At 66.1% G+C, this 22,112-nt stretch carries 22 protein-coding genes; 13 read left to right on the forward strand and 9 right to left on the reverse strand.

All coding sequences use genetic code 11. The features are described 5' to 3' along the window. Positions 1-89: 89 nt before the first annotated feature. Positions 90-853, forward strand: a protein-coding gene (locus tag CI41S_RS19375) for an IS5 family transposase (protein WP_139860511.1) whose coding sequence is annotated in 2 segments (ribosomal slippage) — positions 90-425 and positions 428-853 — 762 coding nt in all. Because the reading frame shifts where the segments join, the coding sequence is not laid out codon by codon here. A gap of 114 nt (positions 854-967) precedes the next feature. Here CI41S_RS19375 and CI41S_RS19380 read toward each other — a convergent pair. Then, entirely contained in the window at positions 968-2,179 is a 1,212-nt protein-coding gene (locus tag CI41S_RS19380) for a penicillin-binding protein activator (RefSeq protein WP_139861120.1), read from the reverse strand. 224 nt (positions 2,180-2,403) lie between these two features. Between CI41S_RS19380 and rsmI the strand changes: the two genes are divergently transcribed. The 7 genes from rsmI (at position 2,404) to CI41S_RS19415 (ending at position 10,621) form a co-directional block, all read left to right on the forward strand. Next, a complete protein-coding gene (gene rsmI, locus CI41S_RS19385) occupies positions 2,404-3,357 on the forward strand; it encodes a 16S rRNA (cytidine(1402)-2'-O)-methyltransferase (protein ID WP_139861121.1) in 954 nt (317 codons plus the stop codon). Further along, positions 3,344-3,727, forward strand: coding sequence for a YraN family protein (locus CI41S_RS19390; protein WP_139861122.1), 384 nt, complete (start codon positions 3,344-3,346; stop codon positions 3,725-3,727). Before rsmI ends, CI41S_RS19390 begins: the two co-directional genes overlap by 14 nt. Before the next feature lie 30 nt (positions 3,728-3,757). Next, entirely contained in the window at positions 3,758-4,705 is a 948-nt protein-coding gene (gene gshB, locus CI41S_RS19395) for a glutathione synthase (protein ID WP_139861123.1), read from the forward strand. 263 nt (positions 4,706-4,968) lie between these two features. Continuing rightward, positions 4,969-5,940 carry an MBL fold metallo-hydrolase gene (locus tag CI41S_RS19400; RefSeq protein WP_139861124.1) on the forward strand — a complete coding sequence of 324 codons (972 nt, stop codon included), beginning with the start codon at positions 4,969-4,971 and terminating at the stop codon, positions 5,938-5,940. A 105-nt stretch (positions 5,941-6,045) separates the two neighbouring features. Next, entirely contained in the window at positions 6,046-7,596 is a 1,551-nt protein-coding gene (locus CI41S_RS19405) for a YifB family Mg chelatase-like AAA ATPase (RefSeq protein WP_139861125.1), read from the forward strand. A gap of 120 nt (positions 7,597-7,716) precedes the next feature. Continuing rightward, positions 7,717-8,253, forward strand: a complete 537-nt coding sequence (locus tag CI41S_RS19410) for a hypothetical protein (protein WP_139861126.1) — start codon at positions 7,717-7,719, stop codon at positions 8,251-8,253. 103 nt (positions 8,254-8,356) lie between these two features. After that, entirely contained in the window at positions 8,357-10,621 is a 2,265-nt protein-coding gene (locus CI41S_RS19415) for a PAS domain-containing hybrid sensor histidine kinase/response regulator (RefSeq protein ID WP_139861127.1), read from the forward strand. Positions 10,622-10,829: 208 nt separating this feature from the next. Here the strand turns inward: CI41S_RS19415 and coaA are convergent, their stop codons facing one another. The 7 genes from coaA to hisB all read right to left on the reverse strand — a co-directional run bounded on the left by coaA (position 10,830) and on the right by hisB (position 15,587). Continuing rightward, on the reverse strand, positions 10,830-11,786 hold the full coding sequence (gene coaA / locus CI41S_RS19420; RefSeq protein ID WP_139861128.1) for a type I pantothenate kinase: 957 nt from the start codon (positions 11,784-11,786) through the stop codon (positions 10,830-10,832). Between the two features lie 15 nt (positions 11,787-11,801). After that, the gene (locus CI41S_RS19425) at positions 11,802-12,125 is read right to left on the reverse strand and encodes a phosphoribosyl-ATP diphosphatase (RefSeq protein WP_139479597.1); all 324 of its coding nucleotides are present in this window, start codon (positions 12,123-12,125) and stop codon (positions 11,802-11,804) included. Between the two features lie 93 nt (positions 12,126-12,218). Continuing rightward, a complete protein-coding gene (hisF, locus tag CI41S_RS19430) occupies positions 12,219-12,995 on the reverse strand; it encodes an imidazole glycerol phosphate synthase subunit HisF (RefSeq protein ID WP_139861129.1) in 777 nt (258 codons plus the stop codon). A gap of 9 nt (positions 12,996-13,004) precedes the next feature. Continuing rightward, positions 13,005-13,736 (reverse strand): 1-(5-phosphoribosyl)-5-[(5-phosphoribosylamino)methylideneamino]imidazole-4-carboxamide isomerase, encoded by a 732-nt coding sequence (gene hisA, locus CI41S_RS19435; protein ID WP_139861130.1) that lies wholly within the window; start codon positions 13,734-13,736, stop codon positions 13,005-13,007. Next, positions 13,733-14,383 (reverse strand): imidazole glycerol phosphate synthase subunit HisH, encoded by a 651-nt coding sequence (hisH, locus tag CI41S_RS19440; protein WP_139479594.1) that lies wholly within the window; start codon positions 14,381-14,383, stop codon positions 13,733-13,735. The genes hisA and hisH overlap by 4 nt, the downstream gene beginning before the upstream one ends. Next, the gene (locus CI41S_RS19445; RefSeq protein WP_139861131.1) at positions 14,380-14,910 is read right to left on the reverse strand and encodes a DUF2628 domain-containing protein; all 531 of its coding nucleotides are present in this window, start codon (positions 14,908-14,910) and stop codon (positions 14,380-14,382) included. Before CI41S_RS19445 ends, hisH begins: the two co-directional genes overlap by 4 nt. An 83-nt stretch (positions 14,911-14,993) precedes the next feature. Next, on the reverse strand, positions 14,994-15,587 hold the full coding sequence (gene hisB, locus CI41S_RS19450) for an imidazoleglycerol-phosphate dehydratase HisB (RefSeq protein WP_139479592.1): 594 nt from the start codon (positions 15,585-15,587) through the stop codon (positions 14,994-14,996). 243 nt (positions 15,588-15,830) lie between these two features. Here hisB and hslV point away from each other — a divergent pair, with 243 nt between their 5' ends. The 4 genes from hslV to hslU are packed head-to-tail and all read left to right on the forward strand — an operon-like array spanning position 15,831 to position 18,822. Next, positions 15,831-16,388 carry an ATP-dependent protease subunit HslV gene (hslV, locus tag CI41S_RS19455; protein ID WP_139479591.1) on the forward strand — a complete coding sequence of 186 codons (558 nt, stop codon included), beginning with the start codon at positions 15,831-15,833 and terminating at the stop codon, positions 16,386-16,388. 2 nt (positions 16,389-16,390) lie between these two features. After that, positions 16,391-16,876 carry a GNAT family N-acetyltransferase gene (locus CI41S_RS19460; RefSeq protein ID WP_139861132.1) on the forward strand — a complete coding sequence of 162 codons (486 nt, stop codon included), beginning with the start codon at positions 16,391-16,393 and terminating at the stop codon, positions 16,874-16,876. Continuing rightward, positions 16,873-17,469, forward strand: a complete 597-nt coding sequence (locus CI41S_RS19465) for a DUF2585 domain-containing protein (RefSeq protein ID WP_139861133.1) — start codon at positions 16,873-16,875, stop codon at positions 17,467-17,469. Before CI41S_RS19460 ends, CI41S_RS19465 begins: the two co-directional genes overlap by 4 nt. Before the next feature lie 48 nt (positions 17,470-17,517). After that, complete coding sequence (gene hslU, locus CI41S_RS19470) at positions 17,518-18,822, forward strand: ATP-dependent protease ATPase subunit HslU (RefSeq protein WP_139861134.1); 1,305 nt, start codon at positions 17,518-17,520, stop codon at positions 18,820-18,822. Between the two features lie 295 nt (positions 18,823-19,117). Here the strand turns inward: hslU and CI41S_RS19475 are convergent, their stop codons facing one another. Further along, positions 19,118-20,158 carry an IS110 family RNA-guided transposase gene (locus CI41S_RS19475; RefSeq protein WP_139857447.1) on the reverse strand — a complete coding sequence of 347 codons (1,041 nt, stop codon included), beginning with the start codon at positions 20,156-20,158 and terminating at the stop codon, positions 19,118-19,120. Positions 20,159-20,420: 262 nt separating this feature from the next. On the opposite strand from CI41S_RS19475, the gene CI41S_RS19480 reads away from it, so the two are divergent. Next, entirely contained in the window at positions 20,421-22,001 is a 1,581-nt protein-coding gene (locus CI41S_RS19480; RefSeq protein ID WP_139861135.1) for a fatty acid--CoA ligase, read from the forward strand. Positions 22,002-22,112: the final 111 nt, after the last annotated feature.

Genomic DNA, 22,112 nt, shown 5'->3' on the forward strand with positions numbered 1-22,112 from the left:
GGAAAGTCATTTCGCCTTAGGTGGTGTGGACTCTAGGGATTCCCTTTTAGGGGCAAATCAGATTCAAGATTGCTTTTGGGGAGGCAGTCTTGGGTGTGATGGATCGGCTGGTGTTGAGCGACGCGGCGTGGGAGCGGATGGCGCCGCTGATCATAGGCCGGCCTGACCAGAAGGGCTCGACCGGCCGCGACAATCGGATGTTCGTGGAGGGTGTGCTTTGGATCGTGCGTACGGGCGCTCCCTGGCGTGATCTTCCGGAGGCGTTCGGAGACTGGAACAGCGTGTTCCGGCGCTTCAGTCGATGGAGCGCCAAAGGCGTCTGGTGCCGCATCTTCGAGGCGATGTCCGATGACCCCGACTTCGAATATTTGATCGTCGATTCCACCATCGTCCGAGCCCATCAGCATGCTGCCGGGGCCAAAAAAGGGGGTCTGAAGATCAGGCAATTGGCCGTTCGCGCGGCGGCCTGAGCACCAAGATACATATGGCCGTTCGCGGCTTGGGATGTCCCGTACGGTTCACGATCACCGCGGGTCAGAAGGGCGATGCACCGCAAGCTGCCGAATTGATCGAGGGGTTGCCTGCCGAGGTGGTCATGGGCGACACGGCCTATGACGCCGATCACTTGCGCCAAGCCATCGCAGCCAAAGGGGCGCTCGCCGTCATCCCCAACAACCCGTCACGAGCGCTCAAGCATCCGCTCGACAAGTATCTCTATGCCCAGCGCCACCTCGTCGAATGCTGCTTCTCAAAGCTCAAGCAATTCCGCCGCGTCGCAACCCGCTTCGAAAAGACCGCTCGAAATTATCGGGCGGTCGTCACCCTCGCAGCCATCATTCTCTGGCTGCGGTAAGTGTCCACACCACCTAGAGCATGATCCGGAAAAGTGTGAAGCGGTTTTCCGAAAAGATCATGCTCAAACAAAGAGCTAAAGCGCGATGACGATTCAACCTAATCTCATCGCGCTTTAGGCGCCAAAACTCTTCGGCGAGCCGGCGACCGGAGTGGCGCCGCCGGACGCCACCTTCATCACCGCAAGGCCGCGCTCGTTGGTGCCGTCGGAGCGGAAACGGAACAGGCCGTCGATGCCGGCAAAGCCGGACGGATTGGTCAGCGTCTCCGGCGCGAAGCGCTGCGCGCCCTGGGTGCGGGCAAGCGCCGCCATCAGCGCCACCGCGTCATAGGCAAGGGTTGCGGTGCGCACCGGCTCGCCGCCGAATTTGGTGCGGTAGCGGCCGGCGAAGTTGCGGAAGCCGGCGGGATCCGGCGCGGCATAGAGGCCGCCCTGCAGCACCGGGCTCGCGGCCACCCGCGGATTGTCCCACAAGCCGGTGCCGAGCATCTGGATGTTGCGCAGATTGGCGCCGGCCGCGGTCAGCGCATCGGCGGTCGCGACCACCGAATCGCCGTCATCGGCGATCAGGAGCGCATCGGCCTGGCCGAGCGCCTGCGCCACGGACCGCGCCGGCGTCGCGCGATCCGCGCCGTATTTCTCGAACGCGACGATGCGGCCGTTCTTGCGGCCGACCGCCTGCTTGAACGCGGCCTCGACCACGTTGCCGTAGGCGTTGTCGGGCACCATCGCCGCAAACGAGCGTTTTCCGATCCCTGCGGAATAGTCGACGATGCGGTTGATATCCGACTCCGGCAGGAAGCTGAGCAGATAAACGCCGCGCCCGGCCACGCTGGAATCCGTCGAGAACGCGATCAGGGAAACGCCGCGCGTCCGCGTCAGTTGCGCGGCGGCAGGCACCGAGCCGGCGAACAACGGCCCCAGAATGATCTCGGCCCCTTCGGACAACGCCTGCTGGGTGCCCTGCGACGCGCCCTGGGCGCTGCCGCCATCGTCCTTGATCAGGAGCTGGATGTTGGGGTTCTGAAACTCCGCCAGCGCCATTTCGGCCGCGTTCCGCATCGACTGCGCGGCGACGCCGGCATTGCCGGCGGCCGACAGCGGCAGGATCAGTCCGACCTTGACCTGTCCGGTGCCGACCGCCTGCGGTTGCTGCGGCGGGCCGGCCGGCCCCGCCTCCGGTCCGGAGAAGGGGCTGGTGAATTGGCTCAGGCTCTGCTGCACGCCGGAACAGGCCGACAGCAGCGGCGCGCCCACGATAAGGCCAAGCGCGGTCCGCCGGGTCACGCCCGACGGCGGGGACTTGCGGTGATGCGGGCCTTCCATCGTCTCTCTTCTCTTGGCCGACCTCGATCGGCCAGGACTCCATTCCGGCCTGATGAGGCGGGTGGATTCAGGCATATTGTCGGCGAATAGTTAACTAAAACAAAAGGATTATGGCCCTGCCGCGCCGCCGCCGAGGCCCACATTCCTCCGAGCCGGACAGCGAGCTTTCGGCCAACATCCCTCCCGATGTGGCGCAAGCGCTGCCGTCGCTCTAGATTGGCATTATGCGCGCAAAAGCCAGTTCCCTCCATAGTTCGAACGCCACGGCGGGCGCTGTGGACAGAACCTTTTCGATCGCCGGCCAGGTGCTTTCGGCGCCCAGGGCCGCGGCGGGGCTCCATCTGGTCGCGACCCCGATCGGCAATCTCGCAGATATCACCCTGCGCGCGCTGGAAACGCTGGCCGGTGTCGACGTCATCGCCTGCGAGGACACCAGGATCACCCGCCGTCTGACCGAGCGTTACGCGATCAGCGCCGAGCTCGTGCCCTATCACGAGCACAATGCGGCGCAGGCACGGCCAAAGATCCTGGAGCGGCTGGCGCAGGGCGCCTCGATCGCGCTGGTCTCCGATGCCGGCACGCCGCTGATCTCCGATCCCGGCTTCAAGCTGGTGCGCGAGGTCTGCGCCGCCGGACACAAGGTGATCGCGGTGCCCGGAGCCTCATCGGTGCTGACCGCGCTGTCGGTTGCGGCGCTGCCGACCGACCGGTTCTTCTTCGAGGGATTCTTGCCGGCCAAGGAGCACGCGCGCCGCGCTCGGCTCGGCGACCTGGCCCGGATCGATGCGACGCTGGTGATGTTCGAATCGGGCAATCGCGTGCAGGACAGCTTGCGCGATCTCGCCGCGGCCATGGGCGGCCGCGATGTCGCGATCTGCCGCGAGCTGACCAAGCTGCACGAGGAGATCACGCGCGGACCGATCGCCGAGCTTGCCGCAGCCGCCGATGCGCTGGAAACGCGCGGCGAGTTCGTGCTGGTGGTCGGGCCGCCGCCTGACGATGCCGCCGTGATGGACCAAAACGCGCTCGACGATCTCCTGCGCGCGCAGCTCGCGCGTGGCAGTGTCAAGGACGCGGTGGCGCATGCGGTCGAACTGTCGGGGCGGCCGCGCCGCGAGGTTTATGCCCGCGCACTTGAGCTCGCCAAAGATACCGGGGACGGCGATGGCGAAGACTGACAGCGCCTCGCCCGAACGCGTTGCGGCCTTCCGCACCGGCCTGTCGGCCGAAAGCCGCGCCGCCGCGCTTTTGATCGCAAAAGGCTATCGCATCCTGGCCAAGCGCTTCCGCACCCCCTATGGCGAGATCGACCTGGTGGCGCGCCGGCGCAGCCTGATCGTCTTCGTCGAGGTCAAGGCGCGCCCCAGCCTCGACGACGCCGCCTATGCGGTGACACCGCGCCAGCAGCAGCGCATCATCAATGCCGCCCAGGCCTGGCTGATGGCGCATCCCGAACATGCCGAATTTGACCTCAGATTCGATGCCGTGCTGATTGCGCCGCGCAGCCTGCCGCGCCATCTGTTAGCGGCATTCGACGCAAGCCCTTAAAATTTACCCTCAGACCCGCGGACACGCTCCATGAAACTGAAAGTCGCCGTCCAGATGGACCCCATCGCGCGCATCAACATCCGCGGCGATTCCACCTTTGCGCTGCTGCTCGAGGCGCAGAAGCGCGGCCACGGCATTTCCTATTACACGCCGGACAGACTGTCGCTGCGCGGCGAGGAGCTGGTGGCGCCGGTGCAGCCGCTCACCGTGCGCGACGAGGTCGGCAACCACTTCACGCTCGGCGAAGCCAAGCGCGAAGCGCTCAACGGCTACGACGTCGTGCTGCTGCGCCAGGACCCGCCGTTCGACCTCGCCTACATCACCTCGACGCATTTTCTGGAGCGCATCCATCCGAACACGCTCGTTGTCAACGACCCGGCCAGCGTGCGCAACGCGCCGGAAAAGCTGTTCGTGATGAATTTTCCGCAGCTGATGCCGCCGACCCTGATCTCGCGCGAGCTCGACGAGATCAACGCGTTCCGCGACCAGCACGGCGCGGTTGTCATGAAACCGCTGCACGGGCATGGCGGCGCCGCGGTGTTTCGCGTGATGCCGCAGGACATGAATTTCGGCTCGCTGTTCGACATGTTCTCGGTGACCTTCAAGGAGCCCTGGGTGATCCAGCGCTTCCTTCCCGAGGTGAAGCATGGCGACAAGCGCATCATCCTGGTCGACGGTGAATTCGCCGGTGCCGTCAACCGCGTGCCGGCCGCCGATGATCTGCGCTCCAACATGGTGCGCGGCGGCGCGGCCGCGGCAACCGAGCTCTCCGACCGCGAGCGCGAAATCTGCGCCACCGTCGGGCCCGCGCTGCGCGAGCGCGGCCTGATGTTCGTCGGCCTCGACGTGATCGACGGCAACCTCACCGAGATCAACGTGACCTCGCCGACCGGCATCCGCGCCATCCAGCGGCTCAACGGCCCCGACGTCGCGGCCAAGGTCTGGGATGCGATCGAGGCGAAGCGCGCCAAGCCCTGATCGCGCGCTCGCCGCGCGGGCAGAGTTGCAACAAAAGCGACAAAACAACCCCATGCAAAGTAGCGTGCACCTGATTTAGGCAGCGTGCACGACATCTCCTGCGAATCATTCGCACGAGATGACGGCTTGCAAGCTCGACCTTATGAGACCACTTGCCAGCTTGCGCGGGCGAGCGCAGCATCGCCTTGCCTGCATCAGGTCAAGCAGCGGGCCAGAGCGGGCAACAACGCGAACAATCTCAAAAAGACTATGGAGGAAGACGTATGACGCTCAATGTCTCACGACGATCCTTGCTCGCGCTCGGCGCCGGTCTCGGTGCCAGCACCTTGCTCGGCGGCACCGCGATGGCGCGCGCGCCGAAGCAGGGCACACAGACGCCCTACTGGCACCGTTTCGTTCTGGGCGAGGCCGAAGTCACCGTGGTCTCCGACGGCCCGCTGCCGCTCGGCGATCCCTCCGGCACCTTCACCGGCGTGCCGAAGGAAGAAGTCAAGAAGATGCTGGCCGACAACTTCCTCAATCCAGACAACGTCGTGCTCGAGCAGAACTCGCCGATCGTCAACACCGGCGACAAGCTGATCCTGTTCGACACCGGCATGGGCACCTCGAAGGCGTTCGGCCCGACCACCGGCCGGCAGCAGAAGAGCATGATGGAAGCCGGCATCAAGCCCGCCGACATCGACGCGGTGGTGCTGTCGCACGCCCATATCGACCACATCGGCGGCATCGTCGACGCCAATGACAAGCCGCTGTTCCCGAACGCGCAGTACTACATCACCCAGAGCGATTACGAGTTCTGGACCGACGAAGGCAAGATGGGCAGCCCGCTGAAGGATTTCATCGTGCATGCCCGCAAGAACCTGCTGCCGGTCAAGGACCGCCTGGTGTTCATCAAGGACGGCCAGGAATTCCTGCCCGGCGTGCAGGCGATCGCGGCGCCCGGCCACACCGTCGGCCACACCATCTTCATGGTGACCTCGGCCGGCAAATCCTTCGCCTTCCTCGGCGACCTCTCGCATCACGCGGTGCTCTTGCTCGAGCGTCCGCGGATGGAATTCTCCTACGATACCGATCCGAAGCAGGCGGCAGCGTCGCGGGTCAAGCTCCTGGAGATGCTGGCGGCGAACAAGATCGCGGTGATGTCCTATCACTTCGCCTGGCCGGGCTATGGCCACGTCGCCAAGGCCGGCGAGGGCTTTCACTACTATCCCGAGCCGATGCAGATGCAGCTGTGACGGCGATCGTTCGGGGGCGGCGTACGTCGCTCCCGAACGTTCCTGTAATGTTCTTGCGCTGAGCGCCCCTTTCCGCTACCTTGGGTGGCGGAAGAATGGGGCAGCATGGTCCAGCGGGTTTCCACCGTCGCGTTCGAGGGGATCGAGGCCCGTGCGGTCGACGTGCAGGTGCAGGTCGCGCCCGGCCTGCCGGCCTTTGCGATCGTCGGCCTGCCCGACAAGGCGGTGTCGGAGGCGCGCGAGCGGGTGCGCTCGGCGCTGATCGCCTCCGGGCTGGCGCTGCCGGCCCGCCGCATCACCGTCAACCTCGCGCCCGCCGACCTGCCCAAGGAAGGTAGCCATTACGACCTGCCGATCGCACTCGGCCTGATGGCGGCGATCGGCGCGATCCCGCCGGATGCCCTGGGCGGCTTCACCGTGCTCGGCGAGCTCGGGCTCGACGGCTCGATCGCGCCGGTCGCCGGCGTGCTGCCGGCCGCGATCGGCGCCAATTCGCGCGACGAGGGGCTGATCTGCCCGGCAGCCTGCGGCTCGGAGGCGGCGTGGGCGAGCCCGGACATCCAGATCATCGCGGCGAACTCGCTGATCCAGATCGCCAACCACTTCAAGGGCACCCAGCTGCTGTCGCGCCCGCAGCCGAGGGTGCAAGAACAAAACGAAGCGCGCGAGGAAGCGCTTTTGGACCTGCGCGACATCAAGGGCCAGGAAAGCGCAAAGCGCGCGCTCGAGATCGCGGCGGCCGGCGGACATCATCTCTTGATGATCGGCTCGCCCGGCGCCGGCAAATCGATGCTGGCGGCGCGGCTGCCCTCGATCCTGCCGCCGCTGTCGCCGTCTGAACTGCTCGAAGTCTCGATGATCGCGTCCGTCGCCGGCGAGATCCGCGACGGCGCGCTGACCGCGCGGCGGCCGTTCCGCAGCCCGCATCATTCCGCCAGCATGGCGGCGCTGACCGGCGGCGGCATGCGCGCCAAGCCCGGCGAGATCTCGCTCGCGCATCAGGGCGTGCTGTTCCTCGACGAGCTGCCGGAGTTCGATCCGCGCGTGCTCGACTCGCTGCGTCAGCCGCTGGAGAACGGCGAGGTCGCGGTGAGTCGCGCCAACCACCGCGTCACCTATCCGGCGCGCTTCATGCTGGTCGCGGCGATGAATCCGTGCCGCTGCGGCCACGCGTATGAGCCCGGCTATTCCTGCAAGCGCGGCAGGCTCGACCGCTGCACCGCCGACTATCAGATGCGGATCTCCGGACCGCTGATGGATCGCATCGATCTGCGGATCGAAGTGCCCGCGGTGACCGCCGCGGATCTGATCCTGCCGCCGCCGGCGGAAGGATCGGCCGAGGTCGCCGCCCGCGTCGCGGCGGCGCGCGACATCCAGCTCGCGCGCTATGCCGCCGCCGGCCTGCCGCAGGTCCGCACCAATGCGGAATGCCCGAGCGCGCTATTAGAGACCATCGCGCAGCCGGATGCGCACGGGCAAAAACTGCTGCGCGAGGCGGCCGACAACATGCGCCTCACCGCGCGCGGCTATCACCGCGTGCTGCGGGTGGCGCGCACGCTGGCCGATCTCGACGGCGCCGAGACGATCGGCCGGCTGCACCTTGCCGAGGCGCTGTCCTATCGTGCATTGGCCGACGACCTGCGCCGCGCGGCGTGAATCGTCCCGTTTTCGTGCGGATTCGCGTCGCGTCAACGCGACGGTAACCACTCTCATTTACGCTCCGCAAACCATAAGCGACCGCGATCGGCGGGACGCTTGGGTCGAGCGAGTGGTGTCATGTTGCGTTTCAAGGTTCTGGCCTCGGTGCTTCCCCTCGCCGCGGCCGCGGTGTTTGCCCGCGCCGAATTGCTGCCGGGTCCGCGGCCCTGCATCGAGGTCGGCGGCGCAGCGCTGCAGATCGCCTCTCACCCCTGGCTCGCGCACACCCATGTCAGCTTCACCGATGATCCCCGCCGCGCCACGGTCCGCGTTCAGATCACCGACAGTGCCGAGCTCGCCGACTTCACCGTGATCGACGATGTCGACGATCGCGAGGCGATCGGCGATCGCGAAGCCGGCGCCTGCGAGAGCAGCGCCGTGCCGCAGCTGGTCGCGATCTCCAGCGACCCGCGGCCAAACGACCCCGTGATCTACCTTTCGCAAGACGGCCCGTCCGACTATCGCGTGTTCGTGCAGTCGAAGACGTTCTCGGTGCGCGATGCCGCGGCCCTGATCGTCAGCGCCCGCGGCGAACCTCGCCCCGTCGAGGAAGCGACGCTGCCCTCCGAGGCACCGTCGCGCGTCCCTGTGCTGGCGGCGTTAACCGCTCGCTAACCCTGTTCGCAGCGCCGCGCGAAACGCGCCTCTGTTTCAAGCACTTTGCAACGTGGCCGACGCATCGTCGTCGGCAACATTCAAGCATTCAGGGCCGCTGTTGATGGGGCGTTTTTTCCGGATCAAGTTGCGCCTGCGCCGCTTCCTGCGACGTCACCCGCGTCTCAGCTTGATCGTCCGTTCCCTGATGATCTTCTCGGCTGCGTTCGGCGGCGCCTTCGGCTTCATCTCGGGCGCGGTCGGCGAAAAGAGCGGCTACGACCCGAACTCGTTCGCGATCGGCGTCAGCTTTCTGTTCGCGCTGGCCTGCCTCTGGATCGTGACGCTCGGCATCCGCCTCCGCCTGTTGCGCGCCAAGCTGCGCACCATCGCCTCGCACAATGAAGCGATGGCCGACCGCAACTGGGAACTGCAGGAGGCCGAGCAGCGCGCCAGCAATCTGTTCGCGGCTCAGGGCGACCTGATCGTGCTGCGCGACCTCGAGGGACGGATCACCTACGCCAACGACGCCTATTGCGAGCTGGCGCAGGCCTCCCGCGATGCGCTGATCGGCAGCACTACGGCGCTGAAGATCATCGAGCAGGGCGACACCGCGCTGGAAGCCAGCGGCACCCGGGTCCACGACCAGAAGATCGAGGGTCCGCTCGGGCCGCGCTGGATCGCCTGGCGCGAGGGCCTCGTCCGCAACGATGCCGGCAGCCCGGCGGAGATGCAGAGCGTCGGCCGCGACGTCACCGACCGCACTGAGAGCGAGCGGGCGCTCGCCGAGGCGCGCGACCAGGCCGACGCCGCCAACCGCGCCAAGTCGCGTTTCCTGGCAATGGCCAGCCACGAGATCCGCACCCCGCTGAACGGCATCATCGGCATGAGCGGGCTGTTGATGGACACCCAGCTGACGCCGGAGCAGACCACCTATGTCAAGGCGGTGAAGACCTCCGGCGACGCGCTGCTCGCCCTCATCGAGGAGCTGCTCGACTATTCCAAGATCGAGGCCGGCAAGATCGATCTCGAGCACCGCGCCTTCGCGCTGTCGGGCCTGATCGAGGACATCACCGAACTGCTGGCGCCGCGCGCCCAGGCCAAGGGCATCGAGATCGCCGCCTATGTCGACGAGCGGCTGCCGGCGCAGGTGATCGGCGATGCCGCGCGGCTGCGCCAGGTGCTGCTCAATCTCGCCGGCAACGCCATCAAGTTCACCACGATCGGCGGCGTCGCGCTGATCGTCGAGCCCGGCATCTGGCCGAACGAGATCAGCTTCCTGGTGCGCGACACCGGCATCGGCATTCCGCCGGAGGCCCAGCAGCGCATCTTCCGCGAGTTCGAGCAGGCCGACGACCGCATCGCCCGCAGCTATGGCGGCACCGGCCTCGGCCTGTCGATCAGCGACCGCATCGTCAAGCGGATGGGCGGCCGGATCGCGCTCGCGAGCACGCCGGGCGCAGGCTCGACCTTCGAGGTCTCGATCCCGCTCGCCGCCGCCGACACCGGCGAGGCCAACGGCTTCGCCGCGCCCGACCTCTCGGAGCAGTCGATCATGCTGGCCGCGCCGCAGAGCATCGAGGTCTCGCTGATCTCGCGGCGGCTGCAGCGCTGGGGCGCGCAAACCTGCATCGTGTCGGATGCCGAGGTCGCCGCGGCGCTGCTGCCGGAGCGCACCTGGCACGCGGTGCTGATCGACCACGCGCTCGGCGCGGCCGCGATAGAGACGCTCGCCGGCGCCGCCCGCAACCACGCCATCCATCGCATCGTGATGTTCACGCCGGCGACGCGGCAGGACCTGTTGGCGTCGACCACGGCCAATTTCACCGGCTATCTGATCAAGCCGCTGCGCGCGTCCTCGCTCGCCGCGCGCCTGACCGCCGCGCCCGAGATCGCGGCGCCAAGCCTGTCCATGTCGAGCCTCGCCATCGAAGCGCTCGGCGAAGCGGCGCCGACCGTGCCTGCGGCGACGCCACCGGGCACCGGGCTCTCGATCCTGGTGGCCGAGGACAACGAGATCAACGCGCTGTTGATGCGCTCACTGCTCTCGCGACTCGGCCACAACGTGGTCGTCACCACCGATGGCGAGCAGGCGATGGAATCCTGGCTGTCGGCGCGCTCGGCCGGCACGCCCTATGATCTCGTCCTGATGGACATCCAGATGCCGCGACTCGACGGCATCGAGACCACCAAGCGGATCCGCAGCCACGAGGCCGAGCAGCCCGGCCGCCGCACCCCCGTCCTGGCGCTGACCGCCAACACGCTGGTCGAGGACCGCTATGCCTGCTTCGAAGCCGGCATGGACGGCTTTCTGATCAAGCCGCTCGATCGCGAAAAGCTGGAGCAGGCGCTTGCTGGCCTCGCCGCGGCAAGGCACGTTGCGGCGTAAGCCGCCGCAAACTCGACGTCGTCCCGGCCGAGTGCGCAATTGCGCACGGGGGCCGGCACCAATAGCGACGAGTGCGAAGCTGCATCCCCATCAACAACTGTCATCGCCCGGCCTATCGGCTCAAGCACTGCTGCCTCTGGAATACTGGATCACCCGCCTTCGCGGGTGATGACACCGGTGATGCGGTCAGCCTGGACGGTTGAAATACTCAGAGCCGCCGCAGCGCGACCGACTGCACCACGTGGTCGGCGCCTTTCTTCAAAATCAGAGTCGCGCGCGGTCGGGTCGGCAGGATGTTGTCCTCGAGATTGGCGAGGTTGGTGCGCTCCCAGATCGCAATCGCGGTTGCGGTGGCTTCCTCGTCCGACAGCGGCGCGTAGCGGTGGAAGTAGGACCTGGGATCGGTGAACGCGGTGTCGCGCAGCGCCAGGAAGCGCTTGATGTACCATTCCCGCAGCACCGCTTCCTCGGCGTCGATGTAGACCGAGAAGTCGAAGAAGTCGGAGACGAACGGCACCGCCTTGCCGTCGCGCGGCAGCCGGCCGGCCTGCAGCACGTTGACGCCCTCGACGATCAGGATGTCGGGCTGGTCGATCTCGACCCATTTGTTCGGCACGATGTCGTAGGTCAGATGCGAATACACCGGCGCGCGGACATGGCGGCGGCCGGCCTTGATGTCGCTGAGGAACGACAGCAGCGTCGGCAGATCGTAGCTCTCCGGAAAGCCCTTCTTCTGCATGATGCCCTGCCGCTCGAGCACGGCATTGGGATACAGAAAGCCGTCGGTCGTGATCAGGTCGACCTTCGGCCGCGGCGACCAGCGCGCCAGCATCGCCTGCAGCACGCGCGCCGTGGTCGATTTGCCGACCGCCACCGAACCTGCGACGCCGACGATGTAAGGCATCTTGCGGTCGCGGATATTGAGGAACTGGCGCTGCGAATAATACAGCCGCTGGGTCGCATCGACATAGATCGACAGCAAGCGCGACAGCGGCAGATAGATGTCCTCGACCTCCTGCAGGTCGAGGCGGTCGTGCATCGAGCGCAGGCGGTCGAACTCGCCCGGCTCCAGCGTCATCGGCGTGTCGTCGCGCAGATGCGCCCATTGCTGGCGCGTGAAGATGCGGTACGGATTGTATTGCTGATCTGGTGCCCGGATATCCATGAGACCGCCCCTTGATCAATCGCGCTTGCGCGACGCCTTCTCTTCCAGTCCGGACATCGTGGTGCGCTTCTCCAGTGCCGCCTCGACATCCTCCAGCTTCACGCCACGTGACTTCAGCAGAACCAGCAGGTGAAACACCAAGTCGGCGCTCTCGGCGATGAGATGATCGCGGTCATTCTCGACCGCGGCGATCACTGTCTCGACCGCTTCCTCGCCCAGCTTCTTGGCACAGTGCTCCGCGCCCTTGTCGAGCAGCTTGCGGGTGTAGGACGCCTCGCCGCCCGTCGCAGCACGGGCATCGATGGTGGCGGCCAGATCATGGACCGTGAAACGCGACATCAACTCAACTCATACACGTGCGCCGGCACCGTCCCGGTGCCATCCCCAAGGTGGGGATTTAGCATTTCTGTCACAAGGAGTCCCAACTGACGCTCAAGGGTCAATGCGCATCGGCAGCCCGGCACGCACCATGTGATCCTTGGCCTGGCGGATGGTGAATTCCCCGAAGTGGAAGATCGAGGCGGCCAGCACGCCGGTGGCGTGCCCCTCGCGGACGCCGTCGACCAGATGGTCGAGGTTGCCGACGCCGCCGGAGGCAATAACGGGGACCGCGACGCTGTCGGCGATCGCCCGGGTCAGCGGCAGGTCAAAACCCTGCCGCGTGCCGTCGCGGTCCATCGAGGTCAGCAGGATCTCGCCGGCGCCGAGCGCGACCACCTCCTGGGCGTATTCGATGGCGTCGATGCCGGTGGCATTACGTCCACCATGGGTAAAGATCTCCCAACGGTCGGAGCCGCCGGCGCGCCTGACCCGCTTGGCGTCGATCGCGACCACGATGCACTGCTCGCCGAACTTTTCGGCGGCTTCCTTGACGAACTCGCGACGGCTGACCGCGGCCGAATTGATCGACACCTTGTCGGCGCCGGAGCGCAGCAGGGTCTTGATGTCGTCGACGGTGCGGACGCCGCCGCCGACCGTCAGCGGCATGAAGCAGGCTTCCGCCGTCCGCCGCACCACGTCGAGCATGATGCCGCGGTTTTCGTGGGTGGCGGTGATGTCGAGGAAGGTGAGCTCGTCGGCGCCGGCGGCGTCGTAGGCGATCGCGGCCTCGACGGGATCGCCGGCATCGCGGAGATCGACGAAGTTGACGCCCTTGACCACGCGCCCGTCCTTGACGTCGAGGCAGGGGATCACGCGAACCTTGAACATGTCCCCTCCTTACGCCGCCGCGCGGATCAGCTTGAGCGCCGCGGCCGGATCGAGCCGTCCGTCATAGAGCGCGCGGCCGACGATGGCGCCGGCGAGCTTCTTCGCCCGCGGCTCCAGCAGCGCCTTGACGTCGTCGATCGAGGCAAAGCCGCCGGAGGCGATCACCGGGATCGAGATCCGATCGGCGAGCGCAATGGTCGCATCGAGATTGAGGCCCTTGAGCAGGCCGTCCCGCGCGATGTCGGTGAAGATGATCGCGGCGACGCCGGCGTCCTCAAAGCGCTGCGCAATGTCGAGCGCGGTCACCTGCGAGGTCTCGGCCCAGCCCTCGACCGCGACCTTGCCGTCGCGGGCATCGAGCCCGACCGCGACGCGGCCGGGAAATTGCTTCGCCGCGCCCTTCACCAATTCGGGATCGCGCACCGCCGCGGTGCCGATGATGACGCGGGTGATGCCCTTGTCGAGCCAGGCCGCGATGGTCTTGAGGTCGCGGATGCCGCCGCCGAGCTGCACCGGCATCTTGACGGCCTTCAGCATCGCCTCGACCGCCTGTGCATTCATCGGCTTGCCGGCAAAGGCGCCGTCGAGATCGACGACATGGAGATACTCGAATCCCTGCGCGGCGAAGGCGCGGGCCTGCGCTGCCGGATCGAGATTGAACACGGTGGCGCGCGCCATGTCGCCCTGCTCCAGGCGCACGCACTGGCCGTTCTTCAGGTCAACCGCTGGAAAGAGGATCACGGCTTCCACTTCAAAAAGTTCGAGATCAGGGCCAGGCCGAAGCGCTGGCTCTTCTCGGGGTGAAACTGGGTGCCGATCGCGGTGTCCCTGGCGACGATCGCGGTCACCGGCCCGCCATAGTCGGCACGCGCCAGCACGTCCGCCTCGTTGGCGGCGTTGAGGTGATAGGAGTGCACGAAATAGGCGTGGCGGCCCTTCGGCCCCAGCGGCAGCCGCTCCAGCACCGGGTGCTCGCGGATCGGATCGAGCGTGTTCCAGCCCATGTGCGGGACCTTGAGGCTCTCGTCGCGCGGCTCGATCTTCTCGACGTCGCCGGCGATCCAGTTGAAGCCGTCGGTCGTGACATGCTCCTTGCCGCGCGTCGCCATCAGCTGCATGCCGACGCAGATGCCGAAGAACGGCCGCGCCTTGACGCGGACCGCCTCGGTCAGCGCCTCCAGCATGCCGTCGACCGCGTCGACGCCGCGGCGGCAATCGGCGAAGGCGCCGACGCCGGGCAGCACGATGCGATCGGCGCGGTACACCGCGTCGGGATCGCGCGTCACCTTGATGGCTTGCGGATCTTCCATGCTGCGCGCGGCGCGCTCAAAGGCCTTGGCCGCCGAATGCAGATTGCCGGAGCCGTAATCGATGATTGCAACGGTCATCGCGATCCTCCTGGCTCTGGAAACAAACCGATAATGCCGCCCTGCGGCAGCGGCGGGGCTTTTGAGAACGGCTGGCCCGGAACGTCCCGGGTCGGCGGCGGCGCGCCGCGATCGATCGAACGCTGGTCGTTGACGACGCCGCGGTGCCGCGCCGCCCAGCGATCGAAGAAGCGGCGTTCGGCAGCCTCCTCATCGTCGGCCACGACGATGTCGAGCTGGCGCCAGTTGCGCCGCGACAGCGTCCAGCGCTGCAGGCTGGCCGCCTCGAATCCCAGCAGCAGCATCAAGATGAGGTCGACGAGCGAGATCGCGCCACGGCCAACGCCGAGCCGCGCCAGGGCGAAATCGATCGCGAATGTCAGAACGAGCCAGCCGATCAGCGCCAGCCAGAGCCGGTTCCAGGCCAGCCAGATCACGCCGGCGAGCGCGGCCCAGAAGTGGAAGCCGTCGCGCACGAAGGTGAACTTGTCGGCCGCCGCAAGATCGGCGCCGTTCCCCACGGGGGCATGCACTGTGTAGACCGGCATCGAACGCTCCGCCGAAATGAACTCTTTTTGGAGCATGATCTTTTCGGAAAACCGGTACCCACTTTTCCGGATCATGCTCTCGATCAGCCGCCGAGCTGACCCTTCGTCGAGGGCACTTCGCCCTGGGCGCGCGGATCGATCGCGACCGCCGTCCGAAGCGCCCTCGCCAAACCCTTGAAACAGGATTCGGCGATATGATGGCTGTTCTCGCCATATAGGGTCTCGACGTGGAGAGTCACGCCGGCGTTCATCGCGAAGGCGTTGAACCATTCGCGCACCAGCTCGGTGTCGAACTCGCCGATCTTGTCGCGCGGGAAGTCGGCCTTGAAAACCAGCACCGGGCGGCCCGAAATGTCGATCACGATCCGCGTCAGCGTCTCGTCCATCGGCATGTGGATCGAGGCATAACGGTTGATGCCGGCCATGTTGCCGAGCGCCTGCTTGACCGCCTGACCCAGCGCGATGCCGACGTCCTCGGTGGTGTGGTGGTAATCGACATGGAGATCGCCATCGGCCTTCACCGCGATGTCGATGCGGGAATGCCGGGCCAGGAGGTCGAGCATATGGTCGAAGAAGCCGATCCCGGTCGAAACCGTGGATACGCCGGCGCCGTCGAGGTTGACCGTCACCTCGATGTCGGTCTCCTTGGTCTTGCGCTTGATGGTTGCGGTGCGCATGAAAATGAAGCTTTCCCGTGCCGAAAACGCCGGTCTTTTAACAGGCTGATGTCACCTTCGCTACTGCGGGATGACGCCGAAAAGCCCGATCTTGCCGCCATGGTGACCGGAAATCCTTGCCGTTCGGTCATGACGCGTTTTCTTCACGCGAACCGGCCGCCACTTCGCTCGAAAACGCTCCAATTCGGCCCAATTGTAACCCCCCGCCGGACCGCCTAAATCTGCCCCGGAGAGAGGTAACCCATGCAAGCATCCCAAAACGAGCTGCCGGTCTGGCACGGCACCACGATCTGCACCGTCCGCAAGGGCGGCAAGGTGGTGATCGGCGGCGACGGGCAGGTCTCGATCGGCCAGACCGTGATCAAGGCCAATGCCAAGAAGGTCCGCCGGATCGGCAAGGGCGACGTGATCGGCGGCTTCGCCGGCGCCACCGCCGACGCCTTCACCCTGTTCGAGCGGCTGGAGAGCAAGCTGGAACAGTATCCGGGACAGCTGACCCGGGCGGCCGTCGAGCTCGCCAAGGACTGGCGCACCGACCGCTATCTGCGCCGGCTGGAGGCCATGATGATCGTCGCTGACAAGGACGTCTCGCTGGTGCTGACCGGCACCGGCGACGTGCTGGAGCCGGAGTCCGGGGTGATGGCGATCGGCTCCGGCGGCAACTATGCGCTCGCCGCGGCCCGCGCGCTGGTCGACACCGACAAGGACGCCGAGACCATCGTGCGCCGTGCGCTCGATATCGCCGCCGACATCTGCGTCTTCACCAACCGGAACGTGACGATCGAGACGCTGGGCGGCTGAGCATGGCCGCGCCCTATCATTTCCGCCCGATGACGACGGCCGATCTGCCGCAGATCAGGCGCTGGCTGGCGCTGCCGCATGTCCGGGAATGGTGGGGCGATCCGGACGAGCAGTACACGCTGGTCAGCGGCGATCTCGATGAGCCGGCGATGGACCAGTTCATCGTCGGATTCGCCGGCAAGGATGTCGGCTACATCCAGTGCTATAGTCTGACGGCGTGGAATTCCGGCTTCGGCGAGCACCCCGAGGGCACCCGTGGCATCGATCTGTTCATCGGCGAACCCGACATGATCGCAGGCGGCCATGGCTCCGCGCTGATCCGCGCCTTTGTCGATGCGCGATTGGCCGACGGCGCGCCGCGCGTCGTCACTGATCCCGATCCGGCCAATCCGCGCGCGATCCGGGCTTACGAGAAAGCCGGCTTCGCACGCGTGCGTCTGGTCGATACGCCTGACGGCACGGCACTGCTGATGGTGCGCGACGCATGACGCTGCTGCGCGACCAGGGCAAGGGAATTTCGGCGTGGCACTGGCTCGCGATCGCCGCGGCGCTGCTCGCGCTGCAGGCCGCGCTGCTCTATCTGATGGGCCGCCTGCCGATCTGCGCCTGCGGCTATGTCAAGCTCTGGCACGGCACGGTGCTGAGCTCGGAGAATTCGCAGCACATCGCCGACTGGTACACGCTGTCGCATGTGCTGCATGGCCTGTTGTTCTACGGCCTGACGTTTCTCGTGCTGCCGCGCCTCGCCTGGCCGGGGCGGCTGATTGTCGCGATGCTGATCGAAGGCGCGTGGGAGCTGGTCGAGAACTCCAACTTCATCATCGAGCGCTACCGCGCCGGCACCATCTCGCTGGACTATTATGGCGACACCATCGTCAATTCGGTGTCGGACACGCTGGCGATGGTTTTGGGATTCCTTGTCGCGCGCAAGCTGCCGGTCGCCGCGACGGTCGCGCTCGGCATTGTGTTCGAAATCGTGCTGTTGCTCCACATTCGCGACAATCTGACGCTGAACATCATCATGCTGATCCACCCGTTCGACGTGATCAAACAATGGCAGGCGGGGCCGCCCATTCTCTAGGCCGGAGGGCCGCTTGCCGAGACCGCGTTTTCAACCTAGCTAGAGCCAATGACCGACTTCTCCCCCCGTGAAATCGTTTCCGAACTCGACCGCTTCATCGTCGGCCAGGCCGATGCCAAGCGCGCCGTCTCGATCGCGCTGCGCAACCGCTGGCGCCGGCTGCAGCTCGCCGGTTCCCTGCGCGAGGAGGTTCTGCCGAAGAACATCCTGATGATCGGGCCGACCGGCGTCGGCAAGACCGAAATCGCGCGGCGGCTCGCCAAGCTTGCCGGCGCGCCGTTCCTCAAGGTCGAGGCGACGAAGTTCACCGAGGTCGGCTATGTCGGCCGCGATGTTGAGCAGATCATCCGCGACCTGGTCGAGGTCGCGATCGCGCAGACCCGCGAGCGCAAGCGCAAGGACGTCCACGCCCGCGCCCAGCTCGCCGCCGAAGAGCGCGTGCTGGATGCGCTGGTCGGCCCCGGATCGAGCCCGGCGACCCGCGAGTCCTTCCGCAGGAAGCTGCGCGCCGGCGAGCTCAACGACAAGGAAATCGAGATCGAGACCCAGTCGGGCGGCAGCGGCATGCCGATGTTCGAAATCCCCGGCATGCCCGGCGCCCAGATGGGCGCGATCTCGCTCGGCGACATCTTCGGCAAGATGGGCGGGCGCAGCAAGACCCGCCGCCTGACCGTCGAAGGCTCGCACGAGATCCTGGTCAACGAGGAATCCGACAAGCTGCTCGACACCGATCAACTGGTGCAGGAGGCGATCAGCGCGGTCGAGAACAACGGCATCGTGTTCCTCGACGAGATCGACAAGATCTGCGTGCGCGAGAACCGCCAGGGCGGCGACGTGTCACGCGAGGGCGTGCAGCGCGATTTGCTGCCGCTGATCGAGGGCACCACGGTCTCGACCAAGCACGGCGCGGTCAAAACCGACCACGTGCTGTTCATCGCCTCCGGCGCCTTCCACATCGCAAAACCGTCGGACCTGTTGCCGGAGTTGCAGGGCCGCCTGCCGATCCGCGTCGAGCTGCAGGCACTGACCCGCGACGACATGCGCAGGATTCTGACCGAGCCGGAGGCCTCGCTGATCAAGCAGTATGTCGCGCTGCTGAAGACCGAGGGCGTGACGCTCGATATCACCGACGCCGCCATCGACGCGCTGGCCGACGTCGCGGTCGCCGTCAATTCAAGCGTGGAAAACATCGGCGCCCGTCGGCTGCAGACCGTGATGGAGCGGGTGCTGGACGAGATCTCCTTCACCGCCCCCGACCGCCACGGCGAGACCATCCAGGTCGACGCCGACTACGTCACCAAGCATGTCGGCGACCTCGCCAAGAACACCGACCTCAGCCGGTTTATTCTCTGATCGCCCCACGTCGTCGCCCCGGCGAAGGCCGGGGCCCATATGTGGACGGCCCCCGTGGCACAAGAGCTTTTTGGTGAGATCGGGTCGCTTGCATCCATATGTCCGGCCTGTTGAGGGCGATCGGATTGATCGCTGGCCAAGATGGTTTGCGCGAAGCGAGCTCCAAACAACCAGGCGGCCTGTTCGCGGCCGATGGGTCCCACGGATTGTCTCGCATCGTTGCTCGATCGATCGCTCCATCTGCTCTTGCAGCTCCGGGTCAGCCGGCGGGCGAGCCCGCCGGCCGGCCAATCTGTCAGGCGGCGACTGTCGGGATCGGGTTTATCCGTGCCGCGTCATAACTTTCCCCCGTCACCATCAGCTTCCAAGCGATGCGGGCCACCTTATTGGCGAACGCCACGGCCGCAAGCTTCGGCGGCTTGCGCTTGATCAGCGCCAGCAGCCAGCGCGAGTGACGGCCTCGCCCATGTCTGGCCTGCTGGATCACCGATGTCGCTCCGATCACCAGCAGGCGGCGCAGGTCTTCGTCGCCGGCCCGGGTGATCTTGCCAAGCCTGGTCTTGCCGGCGGTGGAATGATCCTTCGGCGTGAGGCCGAGCCAGGCCGCAAAGTGACGGCCGGAGCGGAACGCGTGTGGATCGGGCGTCTTCATCACCAGCGCCGTGGCAACGATCGGACCGACCGAGGGGATCTGCGCCAGGCGGCGGCCCGTGGCGTCAGCCCGGTGCCAGGCTATCAGTTTGGCCTCGATCTCCCGCAGCTCAGTCTCGAGCCTGGCATACTCGCGGCCGAGCATGACAAACAGCTCGCGGGCCAGAGTGGGAAGCGTCTCGTCCTGCGCAATCCGCGCCAGCAGCGGCTCGATCTTGTCGGTCCCTTTGGGCGCGATCAGGCCGAACTCCGCCGCATGGCCGCGGATCGTATTGCCAAGCTGGGTACGCCGGGCGATCAATCCATCGCGGACCCCCGTCAGCATCAGCGCCGCCTGCTGCTCGGCGGTCTTGACCGGCACAAAGCGCATGCTCGGCCGGCCCATCGCCTCACACAGCCCTTCCGCATCCCGCCCGTCGTTCTTGTTCCGCATCACGTAGGGCTTCACCAGTTGCGGAGCCATCAGCTTCACCTCATGGCCGAGCTTGCCAAGCTCCCGCGCCCAATGTTGCGAAGCCCCGCAGGCCTCTATCCCGATTGCAGTCGGCGGCAGTTGGGCGAAGAACTCCAATACCTGCCTGCGCGAAAGCCTCTTGCGCAGCACCACGCGTTCCTCGGCATCAACCCCATGCAGCACAAAAATATGCTTCGACGTATCCATGCCAATGCGGATAATCTCTCTCACGGACGGCTCCCTTGTCTGAGATTTGCAACAACCTCATTCTGGCACAACTGATGCCGTAGGGGGCCGTCCACACCATCAACCACCGCTCGAAAACACTGAGCACGCTGGAGCCACAGCGCGCGCCACAACTCAATCCTGTGGTTATGGGTCCCGGGTCAAGCCCGGGACGACGGTGTTGAAACAGCGTGCCCCTTCCCCCGTATTGTCTTTGCTGCCGGATGCCGCCACACTCCGCGCAAGCAAAAAACATCACGGGGGAAACATGTCCGCTGCGCCGAAACTGACCAACCTTGCCGACATGGTGCGCGACCGCGCGATGAGCCGCGGCGATGCGCTGGCCTATGAGTTCGAGGGCCGGCAGACGACCTTCGCCGAGTTCGACAGCAAGACCAACCGGGTCGCCAACGCGCTGATTGCAATGGGCGTGAAGAAAGGCGAACGCATCGCCTATCTCGGCAAGAACAGCGATTTCTATTTCGAGCTGCTGATGGGCGCGATGAAGGCCGGCGTGGTGATGGCGCCGGTGAACTGGCGGCTCGCCGGCCCGGAGGTCGCCTTCATCGTCGACGACTGCAGGGCGCCGGTTTTGTTCGTCGGCACGGAATTCATCACCCAGGTCCGCAACATCAGGGACAAGCTGCCGAGCGTCCGCACCGTCATCACCACCGAAGGCGGCGCGCCGGAATGGCCCGACTATCTCGCCTGGCGCGACGCGCAGAGCAGCGACGACCCGCGCATTCCGATCGAGCCCAAGGACATCGCAATCCAGCTCTACACCTCCGGCACGACAGGCAAGCCGAAGGGCGCGATGCTGTCGCACGCCAACTTCCTCAACCTGGTGCAGACCGGCAACGAGGACGACAAGCCGGAATGGAACCGATGGACCACCGACGACGTCTCGCTGGTCGCGATGCCGATCTTCCATATCGGCGGCTCCGGCTGGGGCGTGATGGGCCTCTACCACGGTGCCCGTGGCGTGATCGCCCGTGAATTCGATCCGACCAAGGTGCTGGACTTCTTCGAGCAGTCCGGCATCACAAAACTGTTCATGGTGCCGGCCGCGATGCAGTTCGTGGTGCGGCAGCCGCGGGCGCGGCAGGTCGATTTCTCCCGCCTGAAATACATGCTCTATGGCGCCTCGCCGATCCCGGCGGCGCTGCTGAAGGAATGCATCGAGGTCTTCAAATGCGGCTTCGTGCAGATGTACGGCATGACCGAGACCACCGGCACCATCGTCGCGTTGCCGCCGGAGGACCACATCGAGGGACTCGACCGGATGCGCTCGGCCGGCAAGGCGCTGCCCGGCATCGAGCTTGCGATTCTCGATCCTGACGGCAAGCCGCTGCCGCCGGGCGAAGTCGGCGAGATCGCCACCCGCTCCGGCTCCAACATGGCCGGCTACTGGAATCTGCCAGAGGCGACCGCGCGCACCATCGATGCCGACGGCTGGCTGCGCACCGGCGATGCCGGCTACATGGACAAGGACGGCTATCTCTACATCCACGACCGCATCAAGGACATGATCATCTCGGGCGGCGAGAATATCTATCCGGCCGAGGTCGAGAGCGCGCTGTGCGATCACCCGGATGTCGCAGAGGCGGCTGTCATCGGCATCCCCGACGACAAATGGGGCGAGGCGGTGAAGGCCGTGGTGGTGATGAAGCCGGGCAAGAGCGCTGATGCAACCGACATCATCAACTTCACCCGCGAGCGGATCGCCGGTTACAAGACGCCGAAATCGGTCGACTTCATCGCCGCGCTGCCGCGCAACCCCTCGGGCAAGATCTTACGGCGCAGCCTGCGTGAACCGTACTGGGCGGGCAAGGACCGGCAGGTGAATTAAATCTCATGTCGTCCCGGCGGAGGCCGGAACCCATAACCACCGCTGTACGTTGCGGCGCGACGCTGGGGCCACACCTTGCTCAAGCAACAACCGGCTGTGGTTATGGGTCCC

Source organism: Bradyrhizobium ivorense (assembly GCF_900696085.1).
GTDB lineage: Bacteria > Pseudomonadota > Alphaproteobacteria > Rhizobiales > Xanthobacteraceae > Bradyrhizobium > Bradyrhizobium ivorense.